Source organism: Rhodomicrobium sp., assembly GCF_047605405.1.
Classification (GTDB): domain Bacteria; phylum Pseudomonadota; class Alphaproteobacteria; order Rhizobiales; family Rhodomicrobiaceae; genus Rhodomicrobium; species Rhodomicrobium lacus.
Genome location: NZ_JASGFR010000011.1, coordinates 69,990 through 87,820 on the forward strand (window position 1 = coordinate 69,990; position 17,831 = coordinate 87,820).

A 17,831-nucleotide genomic window follows, 5' to 3' on the forward strand; every position below is an offset into this window, starting at 1 on the left:
GCGTGTTCGGCCGGCTGCTTAGGCGGCTGTCTTGTCGCCGTTCGCCCCGGATTCGGCTGGCGCGTCTTCCTTGTCCTTCGACGTGTCGCCCTTCACCGGCTCGCCCTTGCCGCGAACGTCGGTGATCGTCGCCTTCAGCACCCGCACCTGCACGCCGTCGGCGATTTCGACCTTCAGTTCGCCATCGGTGCCGATCCGCACGACCTTGCCGATGATGCCGCCCGCCGTCACGACCGTATCGCCGCGCTTTACCGCATCCAGCATCGCCTGATGCTCCTTCATCCGCTTCTGCTGCGGACGGAACACCAGCAGATAGAAGATGACGAAGACGAGGATGAGCGGGAACAGCATGCCGAAAATGTCGCCGGCTCCGGCGCCAGGCGCTTGGGCGTATGCGGGAGAGATCATCGAGAGGACTCCGTGATGTGCGGAAAGAATGGGCGCGAGCCTTTTCGCGCGGAAGGTCGTGGCTTTCTTATAATGGCTTGCCCTGATATGGCAACTTCTGCGCCGTTGCGTCCGTGGCTAAATAGCGCATAGTTTCACGTTCTTCCACATCGGCGCGCGGACCTTGCGCTTTTTTCATCCACAACCGCGACCTCACACCATGCCCCAGACACCGCATCCCCTGGAACCGCTCCTCATCCGCATCGCGGAGGCGCTGGAGCGCCTTGCCCCGCCGGAAGCCGGCAAGGAAACCTTTACTGACGCGGATGCCTTCGTGTGGCAGGCCGAGGGCAGCCGCTTCCTCGCGGTTCGCCGCGTGAACCGCACGCCGATCGCGCTTCTCAAGGGCGTCGACCGCGTGCGCGACAAGCTTCTCGACAATACGGAGAACTTCGCGCGCGGGCTTCCCGCCAACAACGCGCTGCTCTGGGGGGCGCGCGGCATGGGCAAGAGCTCGCTCGTGAAAGCGGTGCATGCCGAGGTGGCCGCGAAGCTTGCCCCCAACGGCGCGTCGGCCCTGAAGCTTGTCGAAATCCACCGCGAGGACATCGAGAGCCTTCCGCGCTGCCTGTCGCACATGCGTGAAAGCCCGCATCGCTTCATCGTGTTCTGCGACGACCTGTCCTTCGACGCGGACGATACGGCTTACAAGTCGCTCAAGGCAGTGCTCGAAGGCGGCGTCGAGGGGCGCCCGCAGAACGTGCTGTTCTATGCCACGTCGAACCGTCGCCACCTGATGGCGCGCGAGATGGTGGAGAACGAGCGCTCGACCGCGATTCATCAAGGCGAGGCCGTGGAAGAGAAGGTTTCGCTCTCGGATCGATTCGGCCTTTGGCTCGGCTTTCACAACTGCTCGCAGGCCGATTATCTCGCGATGGTCGAGGGCTATGTCGCGCATCACGGCCTGACCATCGCGCCGGAGGATCTGAAGGCGCAGGCGCTCGAATGGGCGATGACGCGAGGCTCGCGCTCGGGCCGCGTGGCGTGGCAGTTCGTGCAGGATCTGGCGGGGCGGCTCCGGCAGACGCTTGACGACTGACATGCGGCGGGAACCCGCGCGGGCTTCGGCGCTTCTCCGTTTATGGAGAACGCCGACGAACTCGATTGCATTGTGATTGGCGGCGGCCCGGCGGGGCTGACGGCGGCGCTCTATCTCGCACGCTTCGAGCGGCGTTTCGTCGTTATCGACAAGGGCAAACCGCGCGCAGCACTCATCCCGGAAAGCCACAACGTGCCGTTTTTCGCGCAAGGCATCGGCGGCGTGGAGATGTTGCGCCGCGCGCGAGACCATGCCGAGACATACGGCGCGCGCATCCTGTCCGGCGAGGCGACGACGCTCGAAAGGAGGGGCGACGGTTTCGCGGTCGGCTTTAGCCACCGGGATGGCGAGGAGACGCTTCGCGCGCGATTCGTGCTGCTCGCGAGCGGCGTGGTGGACATTCCGCCGACGCTTGCCGACGCCGACGCGGCGGTTCTCTCAGGTCTCGTGCGCTATTGCCCGATCTGCGACGGTTACGAGGCGAAGGGTAAGCGCGTGGGGGTGATCGGGCGCGGAGCCTGCGGGCTCGGGGAAGCGAGGTTCATCGCGAGCACCTGGAGCGCGGAGGTCACTCTGCTTTCGCTCGACGAGCCGCTGATGCCGGAACGCGCCGAACAAAGCACGCTCGCCGAGCACGATGTCGATTTCGTGCCTGTACCGATCCGCACGCTCGTTCGCATCGGCGACGGCATCGAGGCGCTCGGGTATGATGGCGCGGTTCATCGGTTCGACATCGTTTATTCCGCCATCGGCTGCGATTACCGCTCGGGCCTGGCGAAGGCGCTCGGCGCCGCCGTCAACGAGGCGGGCGCGCTCAAGGTTGCCGCGCATGCGGAAACCACCGTACCGGGGCTTTACGCGGCGGGAGACGTAACGGAAGGGCTCAACCAGATCGTGGTCGGCATGGGGCAGGCTGCCCGCGCCGCAACACACATCCACAATCGCCTCTGACGTGTGGCTCGGCTTTTACCCATCCGATGTCGTAATTCGGGCATGTTTTCGACGCCATGCGGACACGGCTGACTAAACAAGAATTAAGGCGCCCGGAAAGCCGCAGCGCGTTGAACCGCGCGGGGCCGTTCCTTAAGTTTCGCTCCATCACAGCATAGAGGGAATATCATGCTCAGAATTTCCATGGCCGCCGCCGCGGTGGCGCTCCTCGCCGCGAGCCCGTTGGCCGCTTCCGCCGCCGAAAAGACGCTCGCGCTCAAGAGCAACGAAACTTCCGACATCATGCCGCTGTACGGCGTGAAGGACTGCAAGTCGCTGCTGACGGCGACGCCCGAGATCGAGGTGCTTCAGGGCGCGCCGGAACTGACGCTCTCGGTTCGCCCGGACAAGATCCTGCCGCCCGGCGGCAAGTGCAAGGACAAGGTGGACGGCGGCGTGGTCGTGGCCACGGTCGGCAAGGTGGAAAAGCCCTTCGACGGCCCGCTCACCTTCCGCGTGAAGTACAAGACGAAGGACGCCACGCGCCAGTCCGCGCATACCTTCGACCTCAAGCTCTTCCCGTAATGGGTCGAGCAGCGCTTGTCTGAGTTTGGAGTTTATATGGCGGGATTGCGGCGATGAGCGCGCATCCCGTCATATTTGTATTTTAAGATATCGCTAGCTTGACCCTTTGCGTCCACAGCGAGTAAATAATTTTAGAAGTAATAAGGTGGTTTTGGACCCGCGAAAAGGGGCTCCCATGCGGCGTTTCAATGTTCTTGCCGGCTTCATGCTAAGCCTTCCTCTCACCTTTGCTGTATCTGAGGCAGGGTCAGCCGAGCGCCTCGCTTCGATTGCGTTAAAAAGCAATGAGACAATCGAGCTTCACGACCTGTTTTACGCGCCAGATTGCAAATCCAGTCTGAAGGGGCTTCCCAGCGTGGAAATTCTCGATGGTCCTCCGGGCGTCACAGTTTCCGTGAAGGAAGCGCAAGTTGTCCCGCGCGCGCAGCACTGCGCCAAGCCTGTGCTTGGTGGAAAGCTTTATGCAACGGCGGGTGCGGTCGAAGACTACAGCGTATCGAAGCTGATCCTCCGAATTACGTATCCCACGAAGGATGGTGACCGTAAATTTACCGACAATTACGAGTTAACGCTCGTTCCCTAACTTGCGAGGCCCTTATGTTTGACAAGGTATCCGCCAAAGCCGGATTGGTGGTTGCGGGAATGGCCCTGTTCATCGGGTCAGCCAGCGCGGCGGACTGGTCGATCGCGGCCAAGAGCGGGGAGTCCGTCGATCTTTTCCCTGTTTGGGGAGTGGCTAATTGCCGGTCCATGCTGACCGCCAAGCCAGAAGTTGAAGTCTTGCAGGACGTTCCCGGCGTCATACTCAGCGTTCGCGAGGAAGACGTGAAGCCAACTAAGCTCAACTGCCCCAATAAAGTGAAGGGGGGTGTTGTCGTCGCAACGATCGGGCAAATCGAAAAGCCGATTGAAGGCGAAGTCGTTTTCCGCGTTCTATTTCAAGGCAAGCAAGGCAAGCATCAGGCGGGACACAAGCTGAAGGTTGCCCTCTTCCCCGCACCCGCGCCGAAGTCGCAGTAACCGTTACAAGAGCGACCTACCATAAGAGCGACAGCGGCAGTTCGGTCGTGCTTTTCACTTCCGATATGGCCATGGACGAGTTTGTGAACTGCACGGATGCGACCTGGCTCAGATGCTTGCGGAAGAAAGTCTCGTAGGATTCCGTATCGCGCGTGATGACGCGCAGCAGATAATCCGTTTCGCCGAGAAGCGTGTGGCACTCGACGACTTCGGGGAAGCGGCGGATCGCGTCCTCGAAGGCGGGCAGTGTCCGCTGGCCGTGCGCCTGAAGCTTCACATGCGCGAACACCATCATGTTGAGGCCGAGTTTCTTGCGGTCGAGGATGGCGACGCGCCGCTGGATGATGCCCGCCGCCTCCAGCTTCTCGATGCGCCGCCACACCGATGATTGCGACGCGCCGGCTCGCGTGGCGATTTCTGCTGTGGAAAGTGAGGCGTCGGCCTGCAGGAGCATGAGAATGGTGCGGTCGACGGGATCGAGCGGATAAGGGGTGGAACCGGGCATCGATGCGTCTCCTCTGCGGCATATTGGCGCGATTGCGCATAAATTATGCTCTCAATCGCGGCTTGTGAAAGCCTTAACTCGCCGCCTCCAGCGCCTCACCGAACTTTGCAAAGTCTTTTCAGTTTTCCCATGGGATACTCATAATCCGACCATGGGAGAAGCCAATGGACACGCTCGCGTCTGCGCCCTCCATCAGCCTCGATGACAAGTATCGCGTCGATCAGGGCCAGGTTTTTCTTACGGGCGTGCAGGCTCTTGTCAGGCTTCCGCTTCTGCGCCGCCAGATTGATGCGGCGATGGGGCTCGACACGGCCGGTTTCATCTCCGGATATCGCGGTTCTCCTCTCGGCACCTACGACAAGCAACTGTGGCAGGAAAAGAAGCGCCTCGCCGAAAGCCGGATCGTCTTCCAGCCGGGCGTGAATGAGGAACTGGCCGCGACCGCCGTATGGGGCAGCCAGCAAGCGGCGCTGTTTGCGGGCGCGCGTCATGACGGCGTTTTCGGCATCTGGTACGGCAAGGGGCCGGGCGTGGACCGCTCCGGCGATGCCTTAAAGCACGCGAATTTTTTCGGGACCGCGAAAAATGGCGGCGTGCTGGCAATCGCGGGCGACGACCATTCCTGCAAATCCTCGACGCTGCCGAACCAGAGCGATTTCGCCTTCGCGGATGCCGAAATTCCCGTTCTTGGCCCGTCGGACATCGCCGAGATCATCGAATTCGGCCTGAAGGGCTTCGACCTTTCGCGCTTCGCCGGGCTGTGGGTCGGCCTGAAGGCCGTTTCCGACACCATGGACGCGAGCGCAACCGTGCGTATCGATCCGTTGCGCTATCGCTCGTTCACGCCCTACGGCGTCGCCGAGCCGATCGGCGGCCGCAACGCAAGGCTCGGTCGCACGCCGCCCGAGCAGGAGGAAATTCATCGCCATTTCCGCCTTCCCGCCGCGATGGCGTTCGCGCGCGAGAACGGTTTCGACCGCCTCGCCATCGACGGCGCCGCCGCGCGTTTCGGTATCGCGGCTTCCGGCAAGGCTTATCTGCATGTACGTCAGGCGCTGCGCGACCTCGGTCTCACCGATGGGGAGGCGTCCGCGCTCGGTTTTCGCGTTTACAAGATCGGCCTCGTCTGGCCGCTGGAGGAGCACAGCGCGCGCGCCTTCGCGAACGGGCTCGAAACCGTGCTCGTGGTGGAAGAGCGCCGCGACATGATCGAGCACCAGCTTCGCGCGGCGCTATACGGTCTGCCGGACGGTCGCCGCCCGCGCATCGTCGGCAAGCGCGACCTCGAAGGTCGCCCGCTTGTCAGCGACGTGCTCGATATCGACACCGCGCATGTGACGCGCGCGATCCTTCGCGTTCTGCCGGAAGCGATGAAGACGCCGCGCATGAAAGCCGTCGAGGCGCGCCTCGCGGAGGCCGCGCAACAGGCTGCCGGCGCACCGATCCATTTGCGCACTCCGTATTTCTGTTCGGGCTGTCCGCATTCGACCTCGACGAAGGTGCCGGACGGGAGCCGCGGCACGGCGGGCATCGGGTGCCACTATCTCGCGACCATGATGAACCGCAACACCGACGTTTTCACCCAGATGGGGGGCGAGGGCGTGTTGTGGGTGGGGCAGGCGCCGTTCACTGAGGAGACGCACGTCTTCGCCAATCTCGGCGACGGCACCTATTTCCATTCGGGCAGTCTCGCGATCCGGCAGGCCATCGCGGCGCACGCGAACGTCACCTACAAGATCCTGTACAATGATGCCGTCGCCATGACGGGCGGCCAGCCGGTCGACGGTCAACTGACCGTGCCGCGGATTGCGGCACAGATGCGGGCGGAGGGGGTGTCCCGCATCGCCATCGTGAGCGACGATCCCGACCGCCACGCTAAGGACCCCGCGATCCCGGCGGGCACGAGTTTCGACCATCGTTCCCGCCTCGACGCGGTGCAGCGCGAACTACGGTCCGTTCCGGGCGTAAGCGTTCTTATCTACGATCAGGTTTGCGCGACCGAGAAGCGCCGCCGCCGCAAGCGCGGCCTTATGGAACAATCGGATAGGCGGCTTTTTATCAATACAGGCGTCTGCGAGGGTTGCGGCGATTGCTCCCGCGCCTCCAATTGTCTTTCGGTCGAGCCGGTCGAAACCGAGTTCGGCCGGAAGCGCCGCATCAATCAATCAACCTGCAATCAGGACGCGACCTGCGTCGACGGGTTTTGCCCGAGTTTCGTGTCGGTCTACGGAGGCACGCGCAGGCGAAGACAGGTGAAGCATCTTTCGCCCGAAATGCCTGAGCCCGCGCTGCCCGCGATCCCGGAAGACGGCTACAACATCTTGATGACGGGCATCGGCGGGCTCGGCATCACCTCGCTTGCCGCGATCCTCGGCATGGCGGCTCATCTCCACGGCCGTCAGGTGCGCATCGTCGACCAGATCGGCCTCGCGCAGAAGGGCGGCGGCGTCTATTCCCACTTGCGCATCGGCGAGCCGCAGACGGACCTTTTCAGCCCGCGCATCGGGGCGGGGCAGGCCGATCTCGTGCTGGCGGCCGATATCGTCGTAGCCCATGGCAAGAACAGCCTGCCGATGATGAGCGAGACGCGCACCGCCGTCGTCGCCGATCCGCGCGTCACGCCCACGGCCGAATTCGTCCGCGACAACGCCGTCATCTTCGATGCTCCGGCCATGACCGCGAGGCTCGCAAAGCGCGCCCGCGCGCTCGACGAATGCCCGGCGCAGGCCATTGCGGTCGCGCTCGTTGGCGACGCGATCTTCGCCAACATGGTGCTGACGGGTTTCGCCTGGCAGAACGGGCTTGTCCCGCTGGAACGCGGCGCGATCCTGCGCGCCATCGAATTGAACGGAGCGAGCGTCGACGCAAACAAGCGCGCCTTCGCATTGGGGCGCGAGGCGGCTCTCTGGCCCGAACGCGTCGCTGCGCTGCTCGATCCCGCGCCGAAGCTCGCGCAGACGCTCGACGATATCGTCGGACTTCGCGCGACCGAACTGGCGGCCTATCAGGATGTGGCATACGCCGCGCGCTATCTCGCCTTCGTCGACCGAGTCCGCGCGCGCGAAATTGCCGTTGCGCCGCAAAGCGAGGTGCTGACGCGCGTGGTCGCGCAGAACCTCTTCCGGCTCATGGCCATCAAGGACGAGTATGAGGTGGCGCGGCTTTACACCGATGGCGCGTTCGCCGCGCAGATCGAGGCCGAGTTCGACGGCGACGTGAAGCTCAAGTTTCACCTTGCCCCCCCGATCCTCGGACGCCGCGATCCCGACACCGGGAAGCTCAGGAAGATGACCTTCGGCCCCTGGATGCTGCCCGTACTGCGGCTTCTCGCGAAGGGAAAGCGCCTGCGCGGCACATGGCTCGACGTGTTTGCACGAGCTTCCGAGCGAAAGGCAGAGCGCGCGCTTCTCGCCGACTACGAGGCGCGCATCGAGCGTCTTCTGCCGACGCTGACCAAGGCCAATCTCGCACTCGCCACCGCCTATGCCGCCGTGCCGGACATCGTTCGCGGCTTCGGCCATGTGAAGGAAGCCAACATCGCGAAAGCGCAAGCCCGCTATGCCGAGCTTGAGGCCGCGCTCGCAACCGGCGGACACATGCGCGAGGCGGCGGAATAGCCGTTCCGCCCTGTTGACAGCAAGCCCGCCTCAAGCGCCTCATGAGAAAAAAATAACGAGGGAGAAGCGCTTCAATGCCATCTTATCGCGGTCTCGACTTCGGGCTCGGCGAGGAAGCCGACATGCTGCGCGACAGCGTGAGCGCCTTCGCCGACGACAGGATCGCGCCGCGCGCGGCTGAAATCGACCGCTCGAACGCCTTCCCGCGCGATCTTTGGCAGCCCATGGGCGCGCTCGGTCTGCACGGCATCACGGTCGAGGAAGAATGGGGCGGCGCGGGCCTCGGCTATCTGCATCATTGCATCGCCGTCGAGGAGGTGAGCCGCGCGAGCGCAAGCGTCGGGCTATCTTATGGCGCGCATTCGAATCTCTGCGTGAACCAGATCCGACGAAACGGCACGGACGAGCAGAAACGCCGCTATTTGCCGAAGCTGATCTCCGGCGAGCATGTCGGCGCGCTCGCCATGTCGGAAGCCGAAGCCGGTTCGGATGTGGTGTCGATGCGCACGCGCGCCGACAAGCGCGGCGACCGCTACGTGCTGAACGGCACGAAGATGTGGATCACCAACGCCCCGCACGCCGACGTGCTCGTGGTCTACGCGAAGACGGACCCCGCCGCCGGGCCGCGCGGCATCACCGCGTTCCTGATCGAGAAGGGGATGGCGGGTTTTTCGGTCTCGCCCAAGCTCGACAAGCTCGGCATGCGCGGCTCGGATACCGCCGAACTCGTGTTCGAGGATTGCGAGGTGCCGGAGGAGAACGTCATGGGCGGCGAAGGACGCGGGGTCGCCGTTCTCATGTCAGGCCTCGATTACGAACGCGCGGTGCTTGCCGCCGGGCCGCTCGGCATCATGCAGGCGGCGCTCGACATCGTGCTTCCCTACATCCACGAGCGAAAGCAGTTCGGCAAGCCCATCGGCACGTTCCAGCTCGTGCAGGGCAAGGTCGCCGACATGGCGGTCGCTCTGAATTCCGCGCGCGCCTACGTCTATGCGGTCGCGCGCGCCTGCGACCGGGGCCAGACGACGCGCGAGGACGCTGCGGGCGCGATTCTCTATGCGGCGGAGGCGGCGACGCGCGTGGCGCTCGACGCCATCCAGCTCCTCGGCGGCACCGGCTACATGAACGACACGGCGACGGGGCGGCTCCTTCGCGATGCGAAACTGTACGAAATTGGCGCGGGCACGAGCGAAATCCGCCGTATGCTTATCGGGCGCGAGCTATTTGGCAAAATATGATTTGGTGTCATATTTGATGAGATGCCAAAAAATAGTAATTGTCATTTTTTGATATTATTGTATGATGAGGCAAAGTGGAGGAACGGACATGGCGCGCAGAAAAAAGGACGAACGGCCGGACGATGCGCCATTGCGCGGGAGGGGCTTCGAGGAAGCGCCGCAGGCCCCGTTCGTTGTCGACAACGCTGAAAAACCCGGCTTCGGCGTCGCGAACCGCCTGCGTCTGACGCTCGGCCCCGGCGGCCGCGTGGTGATCCCGGCGGCGCTTCGCGAGGCCATGCAGGTGGAGGAGGGCGATGCGCTTCTCGCCTGGCTTGAGGATGGCGAACTTCATCTACTCAGCCCGCGCGTCGGCGCGAGACAGGCCCAGGCGATGATGAAGGGGCTGCTTGGAAGCGGTCTCGCAGACGACCTCATAAAAGATCGGCGCCGCGAAGCGGAGGCGGAAGCGCGTGGTTGATACGACCGCTTCGCGGGGCGAAAAAAGGGAACCGCTTCGATCTCCCACGGGCGGGGCCTCTCGCAGATTTGCGGGCGATCCACTGCCGGGGCGCCGCTGATGTGCGCCGCGATCGTGCTCGACGCTTCGGCCATCCTCGCCCATCTCGGCGGCGAACCGGGGGCGGAACGGGCGGAGACTTTTTTCGGAAACGCCGCGATCTCCACGGTCAACCTCTCCGAAGTGGTGGCCAAGCTTCAGGAGCGCGGCGCCGCGCTGCCGCTCGTGCGGGCGGCGCTTTCCCGCTATGGCCTCGACATCATGCCGTTCGACGAAGACCTGGCCTTTCGCGCGGGCGCGCTGCGCGTCGCAACGAAGCCCTTCGGCCTCTCGCTCGGCGACCGCGCCTGCCTCGCGCTCGCCGAAAAACTGCGTGTGCCGGTGCTGACCGCCGACCGGACCTGGCGCGACATCGAGCTATCCGTGGAGGTGCACGTCTTGCGTTAGGGCGACCTTTCCGAACGCCCCGACCCTTTATCCGTTCGTCTTTGTTGTGAAACAGGGTTCCGCTTGCGCGGCAGAAACGAGGAGCGGGCATGGCAGTCCTGAAAAGCGCCATCGACAGGCGCTCCGAAACCTTCGAGGCGAATGCCGTGGCGATGGCGGCCCTTGTCGGGAGGCTTCGTGAAAAGGCAGCGACCGTCCAGAAAGGCGGCGGGGCTGAGGCTTGTGCTCGGCACGCAGCGCGCGGAAAGCTTCTCGCGCGGGACCGTATCGCGCTCCTCCTCGATCCCGCCTCGCCCTTCCTCGAAATCGGCGCGCTCGCGGCTCACGGCCTTTATGGCGGCGACGCACACGCGGCGGGGATCATCGCAGGTATCGGGCGCATTTCGGGCCGCGAATGCATGATCGTCGCCAACGACGCGACGGTCAAAGGCGGCACCTATTACCCGATGACGGTGAAAAAGCACCTTCGCGCACAGGATATCGCCCGCCAAAACCGGCTTCCCTGCCTCTATCTGGTGGATTCGGGCGGTGCGTTCCTGCCGATGCAGGACGAGATCTTCCCCGACGAGCGCCATTTCGGCCGCATCTTCTACAATCAGGCGCGGATGTCGGCTGAAGGCATCCCGCAGATCGCTCTTGTCATGGGGCCGTGCACGGCGGGCGGGGCCTATGTGCCGGCGATGTGCGACGAGAGCGTCATCGTGAAGGGCCACGGAACGATCTTTCTCGGCGGGCCGCCGCTCGTGCGCGCAGCGACGGGCGAAATCGTCACGGCGGAGGAACTTGGCGGCGCGGATGTGCACGCCCGCCAGTCCGGCGTCGTCGATCATTATGCGGAGAGCGACGCGCATGCGATCGGCATCGCGCGCGCGATCGTGGCGCGCCTCAACCGCACAAAGCCGGCGTTCCTCGACATCGCGGCGCCCCGCGCTCCGGCCTATCCCGCCGACGAGCTATACGGCATCGTCGAAGCCGACGCGCGAAAGCCCTACGATGTCCGCGAAATCGTCGCCCGCCTCGTCGACGGCTCCGACTTCGACGAATTCAAGGCGCGCTACGGTCCGACGCTCGTCTGCGGTACCGCACGCATCCACGGCTACCCCGTGGGCATCCTCGCCAACAACGGCATCCTCTTTTCCGAGAGTGCGCTCAAAGGCGCGCATTTCATCGAAGTGATGGACCAGCGCGGCATTCCGCTCGTCTTTCTCCAGAACATCACGGGTTTCATGGTCGGCCGCAAATACGAAGCCGGCGGCATAGCCAAGGATGGCGCCAAGCTCGTCACGGCAGTTTCGACGGCGAGCGTGCCGAAATATACCGTCATCGTCGGCGGCTCTTATGGCGCGGGCAATTACGGCATGTGCGGGCGCGCCTTCGGTCCGCGCTTCCTGTGGATGTGGCCCAACGCGAAGATATCGGTCATGGGCGGCGAGCAGGCGGCGACCGTCCTCGCCATCGTGCGCAGGCAGTCGCTGGAAGCGAAGGGGGCTACGCCTGCCGATGCGGAGGAAGAGGCGCTGAAAGCACCGATCCGCGCGCAGTTCGAGGAGCAGGCGGACCCGTATTATGCGACGGCGCGGCTGTGGGACGACGGCGTCATCGATCCCGCCGACACGCGCATGGTGCTCGCGCTCGCGCTTTCGGCGGGGCTGAACGCGCCGCCCGAGCGCGGCCGCTTCGGCGTTTTCAGGATGTGAGGCGAACATGTCGAGCGCCCGGCCTTTCACGTCGCTTCTCATTGCCAATCGCGGCGAAATCGCCTGCCGCATCGCGCGCACGGCGCGCCGCATGGGGCTTCGCACCATCGCCGTCTATTCAGAGGCTGACGCTCGCGCGCGCTATGTGACGACCGCCGACGAGGCGCGGCTTATCGGCCCCGCGCCCGCGCGCGACAGCTATCTCGACATTGCCCGCATCATCGAGGCCGCCAGGGCCAGCGGCGCGGAGGCGGTGCATCCGGGCTACGGCTTCTTGTCCGAGAAGGCCGCCTTCGCGGAAGCCTGCGCGGCTGCGGGGCTCGTCTTCGTCGGTCCGCCCGCCGCCGCGATCCAGGCGATGGGATCGAAGGCTACCGCGAAAGCGCTGATGGAGGCCGCGGGCGTTCCGGTCGTGCCCGGCTACGGTGGCGCGGAGCAGGATGCGGCGACCTTCGCACGCGAGGCGAAGCGGCTCGGCTTTCCCGTGCTGCTGAAGGCGGTCGCGGGCGGCGGCGGCAAGGGCATGCGCATCGTTCGCGCGGCGGATGACCTCGAAGCGGCGCTTCCGGCGGCGAGACGAGAGGCGGCGGCGGCGTTCGGCGACGAGACGCTGATGATGGAGCGCTTCGTCGAGCGTCCCCGCCATATCGAGGTGCAGATCTTCGCGGACGCGCATGGCAATGTCGTCTCGCTGTTCGAGCGCGAATGCACGCTCCAGCGCCGCCACCAGAAGGTCGTCGAGGAAGCGCCGTCGCCATCGCTCGACGAGGCCCGCCGCGAAGCGCTGTACGACGCGGCGCGAAAGGCTGCGGCGGCAATCGGCTATGTCGGCGCGGGCACGGTGGAGTTCGTCGCCGACGCTGCCAACGCCTGGTTCATTGAAATGAACACGCGCCTTCAGGTCGAGCACGCGGTCACGGAGGCGATCACCGGCCTCGACCTCGTGGAATGGCAAATTCGTGTCGCGATGGGTGAGACGCTGCCGCTGCGACAGGACGAAATCAAGCGCGCCGGGCACGCGGTGGAGGCGCGCATTTATGCGGAAGATGCCAACGCCGGCTTTCTGCCGTCCACCGGCGCCATCACGCATTGGCGCGCACCGGAAGCGGGCTTCGGCATTCGCATCGACACCGGCTTCGGCGCGGGCGACGAGGTTACGCCGCATTACGATCCGCTGCTCGCGAAGGTGATCGCGCACGCGCCGACACGCGCCGCCGCGCTCGCCCGCCTGCGCGGCGCGCTATCGAGCTTCGAGGTCGGGGGCGTTGCGACAAATATCGCGTTTCTCGCGCGGCTTCTCGGCGAGGATGCGGTGGCGGCGAACGTGCTGGACACCGGCTATATCGAGCGCGAACGCGCGGGCCTCGAAAAAAGCTCCGCGCCGCGCGCGCTGCATCTCGCGGCGGCGGTGGCCGCGATCCTCGCGCGGGAGGCGGACGAGACGCGCCGCGATCCGGCGGACCCTTGGTCGCCATGGTCTGCGGGTGCGCCGTGGATGCTGTTCGGCTCACGGGCCCGCGTTCTTGAGTTTCGCGGCAAGAATGGCGAAGCATTCACCGTCCGCCTCGAACAGGAGCGCGCGGGCATGGTCCTCGTCTTCGGTGGCGATGGGGCACTTTTCGCGTTCGAGCGCGAAGAGCGCGATCCGCATCGTTTCGCGCTCACACTCGGCGGCGCGCGGCACACAGTCGGCGCTGTCCTGCGCGACGGCGCCGTCACGGTGTTCGACGGCCCGCAGCCGATCCGCCTTGCGTTCGTCGATCCTTTCGCGGCGGAAGCGGCCACTCATCATCCCACCACGGGCACGCTCGCGCCCATGCCGGGCACGGTGTTGTCGCTCCTCGCGGAGCCGGGAGCGAGCCTCGAAGCGGGCGCTCCGATCCTCATCCTCGAAGCGATGAAGATGGAGCACACGGTGCGGGCGCCGTCGCGCGGGCGCGTCGCACGCTACAGCGTCGCCGTCGGCGATTTCGTCTCCGAGGGCGCGGCGCTGATGGATTTCGAGGCCGGGGAGCCGCGCAATGGCTGAGCGCATCCGCATCGTCGAGGTGGGGCCGCGCGATGGCCTCCAGAATGAGGCCGTGACGCTGCCCGTTGCCACACGCGTCGCCTTCATCGAAAAGCTGATCGCGGCTGGATTGAAGACGATCGAGGCGGGAAGCTTCGTCTCGCCGCGCAAGGTTCCGCAGATGGCCGAAACGGCGGCCATATTGAAGGCGTTCGAGGGAAGGCGCGGCGTGTCGCTGCCGGTGCTCGTGCCGAACATGACCGGGCTCGAGGCGGCGCTCGCGGCGGGTGCGCGCGAGATCGCGGTCTTTGCGGCGGCGTCGGAAACCTTCTCGCTGAAGAATATCAACGGCTCGATTGACGAATCCTTCGAGCGGTTCGCGCCCGTGGTAGCGCGCGCCCGGGCGGAGGGCGTGGCGGTGCGGGGCTATGTGTCCTGCGTCCTCGGCTGCCCCTACGAGGGCGCGGTGCCGCTTGCGCGCGCGGCGGACGTGGCTGAACGGCTCGCGGCGCTCGGCTGCTACGAGATTTCGCTCGGCGACACCATCGGCGTCGGCACGCCGGACACCGCGCGCGCGATGCTGCGGGCGGTGGCGGAGCGAGTGCCGATGAACAGCCTTGCCGTCCATTTCCACGACACCGAGGGGCGCGCCGTCGCGAACATCCGCGCCTGTCTCGAAGAGGGTGTGCGCGTGGTGGACAGCGCGGCGGGCGGTCTCGGCGGTTGCCCTTACGCGCCGGGCGCCTCCGGGAACGTGGCGACGGAGGACGTGGTTTATCTGCTCGACGGCCTCGGTTTCGAGACGGGCGTGGATCGCGCCGCCGTCATCGAGGCGGCGCGGTTCGCCTTCGAGGCGCTGGGCAAGAAGAGGGCAACGCCGCGCACGCCCTGAACCAGCGCCTTTCCCCGATGCCCGCGCGATCCCGGATGCGCGGCGTCACGATACATGTTTCGTTGCGATGACCACTGCCAATATCCATCGCAAGACCAGGCAAGGAGACGCGCCATGCAATCGTTCAGCTGGGAAGACCCGTTCCTGCTTGAGGATCAGCTCTCGGAAGAGGAGCGTCTGATCCGCGACAGCGCCAGGGCTTATTGCCAGGAGCGTTTGCAGCCGCGCGTGCTCTCAGCCTATCGCGAGGAACGGTTCGACCGGGACATTCTGCTTGAGATGGGCGAACTCGGCTTTCTCGGGCCGACGATCCCTGAGGAATTCGGCGGCGCGGGCGTGGGCCATGTCGCCTATGGCCTGATCGCGCGCGAGGTGGAGCGCGTCGATTCCGGCTATCGCTCGGCGATGAGCGTGCAGTCCTCGCTCGTGATGCATCCGATCCACGCCTACGGCACGGACGCGCAGAAGAAGCGCTGGCTGCCGGGGCTCGCGCGGGGTGAAATCGTCGGCTGTTTCGGCCTCACAGAACCCGACTCGGGCTCCGACCCCGCCAGCATGCGCACCCGCGCCGTAAAGGTCGACGGCGGCTATCTCGTTTCCGGCCAGAAGATGTGGATCACCAACAGCCCCATCGCGGATATCGCGGTCGTCTGGGCGAAGTCCGACGCGCATGACGGCAAGATCAAGGGCTTCATCGTGGAGCGCGGCGGCAACGGCTTCTCCACGCCGAAGATCGAGGGCAAGCTCAGTTTGCGCGCGTCCATCACAGGCGAAATCGTGCTCGACGAGGCGTTCGTGCCGGAGGAAAATCTCCTGCCGGGCGCGGCGGGGCTTGGCGGTCCTTTTGGCTGCCTCAACAAGGCGCGTTACGGCATCGCATGGGGCGTCGTGGGCGCGGCCGAGTGCTGCTGGCACGCCGCGCGCGACTATACGCTCGCCCGCAAGCAATTCGGCCGCCCGCTCGCCGCAAATCAGCTCATCCAGTTCAAATTGGCGGGCATGCAGACGGAAATCGCGCTTGCCACGCAAGCCGCGCTTCGCGTCGGCCGCATGCTCGACGACGGCACCGCTGCGCCCGAGGCAATCTCGCTCATCAAGCGCAACAACTGCATCAAGGCGCTCGACATCGCACGGGCGGCGCGCGACATGCACGGCGGCAACGGCATCGCGGACAGCTTCCACGTGATGCGGCACATGGCGAATCTCGAAACGGTGAACACCTACGAGGGCACGCAGGATGTGCATGCGCTGATCCTCGGCCGCGCACAGACCGGCATTCAGGCTTTTACGGCATGAGCGGACGCGGCGATGAAGCAACGTGCGGACGCGATGAAGACGGCGTGAGCACGGCCTTAAAAGCGGGAGCACCCGCGAAGCCGGGGCCGCTCGCGCATGTTCGTGTTCTCGACCTGAGCCGCGTGCTGGCGGGGCCGTGGGCGAGCCAGCTTCTCGCCGATCTCGGCGCAACCGTTTTCAAGATCGAGAAGCCCGGCGAGGGCGACGATACGCGCCGCTGGGGCCCGCCCTTCCTGACAGACGGGAGCGGCGCGGAGACCGCGGAAAGCGCCTACTACCTGTCGGCCAATCGAGGAAAGCGGTCCGTTGCCATCGACATCGCGAAGGCGGAGGGGAACACGCTCGTTCGCCGCCTCGCAGCGACCTGCGACGTGTTTCTCGAAAACTTCAAGGTCGGCGGCCTCGCGAAATACGGCCTCGATTACGCGGCGATCCACGCGGTGAAACCGGACATCGTCTATTGCTCGATCACGGGCTTTGGCCAGACAGGCCCCTACGCGGCGCGCGCGGGTTACGATTTCATGATCCAGGGCATGGGCGGGCTCATGAGCCTGACCGGCGAGCCGGAAGGGGAACCGATGAAGGTCGGCGTAGCCTTCGCCGATATCTTCACCGGCATGTATGCAAGCGTGGGCGTTCTCGCAGCGCTGGCGCATCGGGACCGCACCGGAGAGGGCCAACATATCGACCTCGCGCTTCTGGACGTGCAGGCGGCGGTGCTTGCCAATCAGGCGACGAATTGGCTCGTCGGTGGCGTGGTGCCGAAGCGGCTCGGCAACGCGCATCCGAATATCGTGCCGTATCAGGTCTTCGAGACTCGCGACGGTCATGTGATCGTCGCGGTCGGCAATGACGCCCAGTTCGGGCGCTTTTGCGCGGCGGCGGGATGCGAGGCTCTTGCGGCTGATCCGAAGTTCGCAGCCAACGCCGCGCGGGTGCGCAATCGTGACGAACTTGTCGCGCTCCTGAAGCCCATCCTTGCCGCACGCGCCAGCGCCGACTGGATTGCGGTGCTTGAGGCGGCGGGCGTGCCGTGCGGACCGATCAACGACGTCGCGCAGGTTTTCGGCCATGAGCAGATCCGACATCGTGGCATGGCCGTGCGCATGGAGCATCCGGCCGGCGCTGTCGATCTCCCCGGCAATCCGCTGCATTTTTCCGAAACGCCCGTTGCCTATGACCGCGTGCCGCCGCTTCTCGGCGCAGACACGAAGCGGACGCTTCTCGACATCGGCCTCGACGCAGATGCGATCGCGGCATTGCGTGAAAGCGGCGCGATCGGGGAATAAGGCAGGAATGCCTCGCCCAAAAAGAAAACCGCGAGTGCCCTCGCGGTTCGCGATCAATCGGGCCACATGGGCTTCGCCTTTCGGGAAGAAGGAACCGCCGCATCGGGGCCAACGCGGCGGGCAAGCTTTTAAATCTGACGGAACTTTCTGGCGAGCAAACCGGCGACGAGGCCGCCTGCCGCGGCCGCCGTGGCGACTTTTACCGGTCCGTAAGTCCGCACCGCGTATTCAATCTGCCGTCCGATGTCGTTGACGGTCGCCGGCACCTGCGCCTGAAAAGCCTGAACGGGACGTTCGAACGCTTCACTGACGCTTGGTGTCC

At 65.2% G+C, this 17,831-nt stretch carries 17 protein-coding genes; 14 read left to right on the top strand and 3 right to left on the bottom strand.

All coding sequences use genetic code 11. From position 1 onward, the window contains the following. Window positions 1–18 precede the first annotated feature (18 nt). Window positions 19–408, bottom strand: coding sequence for a preprotein translocase subunit YajC (gene yajC / locus QM659_RS06520; protein WP_127075666.1), 390 nt, complete (start codon window positions 406–408; stop codon window positions 19–21). Between the two features lie 199 nt (window positions 409–607). On the opposite strand from yajC, the gene QM659_RS06525 reads away from it, so the two are divergent. From QM659_RS06525 to QM659_RS06545, 5 genes are all read left to right on the top strand, one after another. Continuing rightward, window positions 608–1,486 (top strand): ATP-binding protein, encoded by an 879-nt coding sequence (locus tag QM659_RS06525; protein WP_415187808.1) that lies wholly within the window; start codon window positions 608–610, stop codon window positions 1,484–1,486. Between the two features lie 42 nt (window positions 1,487–1,528). After that, window positions 1,529–2,437 (top strand): NAD(P)/FAD-dependent oxidoreductase, encoded by a 909-nt coding sequence (locus tag QM659_RS06530; protein WP_415187809.1) that lies wholly within the window; start codon window positions 1,529–1,531, stop codon window positions 2,435–2,437. Window positions 2,438–2,605: 168 nt separating this feature from the next. Beyond that, window positions 2,606–3,001 (top strand): hypothetical protein, encoded by a 396-nt coding sequence (locus QM659_RS06535; protein WP_415187810.1) that lies wholly within the window; start codon window positions 2,606–2,608, stop codon window positions 2,999–3,001. A 175-nt stretch (window positions 3,002–3,176) separates the two neighbouring features. Beyond that, the gene (locus QM659_RS06540; protein WP_415187811.1) at window positions 3,177–3,584 is read left to right on the top strand and encodes a hypothetical protein; all 408 of its coding nucleotides are present in this window, start codon (window positions 3,177–3,179) and stop codon (window positions 3,582–3,584) included. Window positions 3,585–3,598: 14 nt separating this feature from the next. Continuing rightward, a complete protein-coding gene (locus tag QM659_RS06545) occupies window positions 3,599–4,021 on the top strand; it encodes a hypothetical protein (protein ID WP_415187812.1) in 423 nt (140 codons plus the stop codon). A gap of 16 nt (window positions 4,022–4,037) precedes the next feature. Here the strand turns inward: QM659_RS06545 and QM659_RS06550 are convergent, their stop codons facing one another. Then, the gene (locus tag QM659_RS06550; protein ID WP_127075675.1) at window positions 4,038–4,526 is read right to left on the bottom strand and encodes an Lrp/AsnC family transcriptional regulator; all 489 of its coding nucleotides are present in this window, start codon (window positions 4,524–4,526) and stop codon (window positions 4,038–4,040) included. A 164-nt stretch (window positions 4,527–4,690) separates the two neighbouring features. Between QM659_RS06550 and QM659_RS06555 the strand changes: the two genes are divergently transcribed. The 9 genes from QM659_RS06555 (at window position 4,691) to QM659_RS06595 (ending at window position 17,509) form a co-directional block, all read left to right on the top strand. Continuing rightward, complete coding sequence (locus tag QM659_RS06555; RefSeq protein WP_415187813.1) at window positions 4,691–8,143, top strand: indolepyruvate ferredoxin oxidoreductase family protein; 3,453 nt, start codon at window positions 4,691–4,693, stop codon at window positions 8,141–8,143. A gap of 74 nt (window positions 8,144–8,217) precedes the next feature. After that, on the top strand, window positions 8,218–9,381 hold the full coding sequence (locus QM659_RS06560) for an isovaleryl-CoA dehydrogenase (protein ID WP_415187814.1): 1,164 nt from the start codon (window positions 8,218–8,220) through the stop codon (window positions 9,379–9,381). A gap of 88 nt (window positions 9,382–9,469) precedes the next feature. Further along, a complete protein-coding gene (locus tag QM659_RS06565) occupies window positions 9,470–9,841 on the top strand; it encodes an AbrB/MazE/SpoVT family DNA-binding domain-containing protein (protein ID WP_415187815.1) in 372 nt (123 codons plus the stop codon). Between the two features lie 99 nt (window positions 9,842–9,940). Continuing rightward, window positions 9,941–10,327: a PIN domain-containing protein gene (locus tag QM659_RS06570; RefSeq protein WP_127075681.1), complete on the top strand. Its 387-nt coding sequence runs from the start codon at window positions 9,941–9,943 to the stop codon at window positions 10,325–10,327. A gap of 89 nt (window positions 10,328–10,416) precedes the next feature. Continuing rightward, window positions 10,417–12,024 (top strand): carboxyl transferase domain-containing protein, encoded by a 1,608-nt coding sequence (locus QM659_RS06575; protein WP_415187816.1) that lies wholly within the window; start codon window positions 10,417–10,419, stop codon window positions 12,022–12,024. A 7-nt stretch (window positions 12,025–12,031) separates the two neighbouring features. Continuing rightward, on the top strand, window positions 12,032–14,053 hold the full coding sequence (locus QM659_RS06580; protein ID WP_415187817.1) for a biotin carboxylase N-terminal domain-containing protein: 2,022 nt from the start codon (window positions 12,032–12,034) through the stop codon (window positions 14,051–14,053). Then, the gene (locus tag QM659_RS06585) at window positions 14,046–14,924 is read left to right on the top strand and encodes a hydroxymethylglutaryl-CoA lyase (protein ID WP_415187818.1); all 879 of its coding nucleotides are present in this window, start codon (window positions 14,046–14,048) and stop codon (window positions 14,922–14,924) included. The genes QM659_RS06580 and QM659_RS06585 overlap by 8 nt, the downstream gene beginning before the upstream one ends. 114 nt (window positions 14,925–15,038) lie before the next feature. Then, window positions 15,039–16,220, top strand: coding sequence for an acyl-CoA dehydrogenase (locus QM659_RS06590; RefSeq protein WP_415187819.1), 1,182 nt, complete (start codon window positions 15,039–15,041; stop codon window positions 16,218–16,220). Beyond that, window positions 16,217–17,509: a CaiB/BaiF CoA transferase family protein gene (locus tag QM659_RS06595; protein WP_415187820.1), complete on the top strand. Its 1,293-nt coding sequence runs from the start codon at window positions 16,217–16,219 to the stop codon at window positions 17,507–17,509. Before QM659_RS06590 ends, QM659_RS06595 begins: the two co-directional genes overlap by 4 nt. 128 nt (window positions 17,510–17,637) lie before the next feature. Here the strand turns inward: QM659_RS06595 and QM659_RS06600 are convergent. After that, the coding region (locus QM659_RS06600) for a hypothetical protein (RefSeq protein ID WP_415187821.1) at window positions 17,638–17,831 on the bottom strand (194 nt) is incomplete at its 5' end.

Coding starts and splice junctions, on each gene's coding strand:
- yajC (WP_127075666.1), bottom strand. CDS start 408: ATGATCTCTCCCGCATACGCCCAAGCGCCTGGCGCCGGAGCCGGCGAC.
- QM659_RS06525 (WP_415187808.1), top strand. CDS start 608: ATGCCCCAGACACCGCATCCCCTGGAACCGCTCCTCATCCGCATCGCG.
- QM659_RS06530 (WP_415187809.1), top strand. CDS start 1,529: ATGGAGAACGCCGACGAACTCGATTGCATTGTGATTGGCGGCGGCCCG.
- QM659_RS06535 (WP_415187810.1), top strand. CDS start 2,606: ATGCTCAGAATTTCCATGGCCGCCGCCGCGGTGGCGCTCCTCGCCGCG.
- QM659_RS06540 (WP_415187811.1), top strand. CDS start 3,177: ATGCGGCGTTTCAATGTTCTTGCCGGCTTCATGCTAAGCCTTCCTCTC.
- QM659_RS06545 (WP_415187812.1), top strand. CDS start 3,599: ATGTTTGACAAGGTATCCGCCAAAGCCGGATTGGTGGTTGCGGGAATG.
- QM659_RS06550 (WP_127075675.1), bottom strand. CDS start 4,526: ATGCCCGGTTCCACCCCTTATCCGCTCGATCCCGTCGACCGCACCATT.
- QM659_RS06555 (WP_415187813.1), top strand. CDS start 4,691: ATGGACACGCTCGCGTCTGCGCCCTCCATCAGCCTCGATGACAAGTAT.
- QM659_RS06560 (WP_415187814.1), top strand. CDS start 8,218: ATGCCATCTTATCGCGGTCTCGACTTCGGGCTCGGCGAGGAAGCCGAC.
- QM659_RS06565 (WP_415187815.1), top strand. CDS start 9,470: ATGGCGCGCAGAAAAAAGGACGAACGGCCGGACGATGCGCCATTGCGC.
- QM659_RS06570 (WP_127075681.1), top strand. CDS start 9,941: ATGTGCGCCGCGATCGTGCTCGACGCTTCGGCCATCCTCGCCCATCTC.
- QM659_RS06575 (WP_415187816.1), top strand. CDS start 10,417: ATGGCAGTCCTGAAAAGCGCCATCGACAGGCGCTCCGAAACCTTCGAG.
- QM659_RS06580 (WP_415187817.1), top strand. CDS start 12,032: ATGTCGAGCGCCCGGCCTTTCACGTCGCTTCTCATTGCCAATCGCGGC.
- QM659_RS06585 (WP_415187818.1), top strand. CDS start 14,046: ATGGCTGAGCGCATCCGCATCGTCGAGGTGGGGCCGCGCGATGGCCTC.
- QM659_RS06590 (WP_415187819.1), top strand. CDS start 15,039: ATGCAATCGTTCAGCTGGGAAGACCCGTTCCTGCTTGAGGATCAGCTC.
- QM659_RS06595 (WP_415187820.1), top strand. CDS start 16,217: ATGAGCGGACGCGGCGATGAAGCAACGTGCGGACGCGATGAAGACGGC.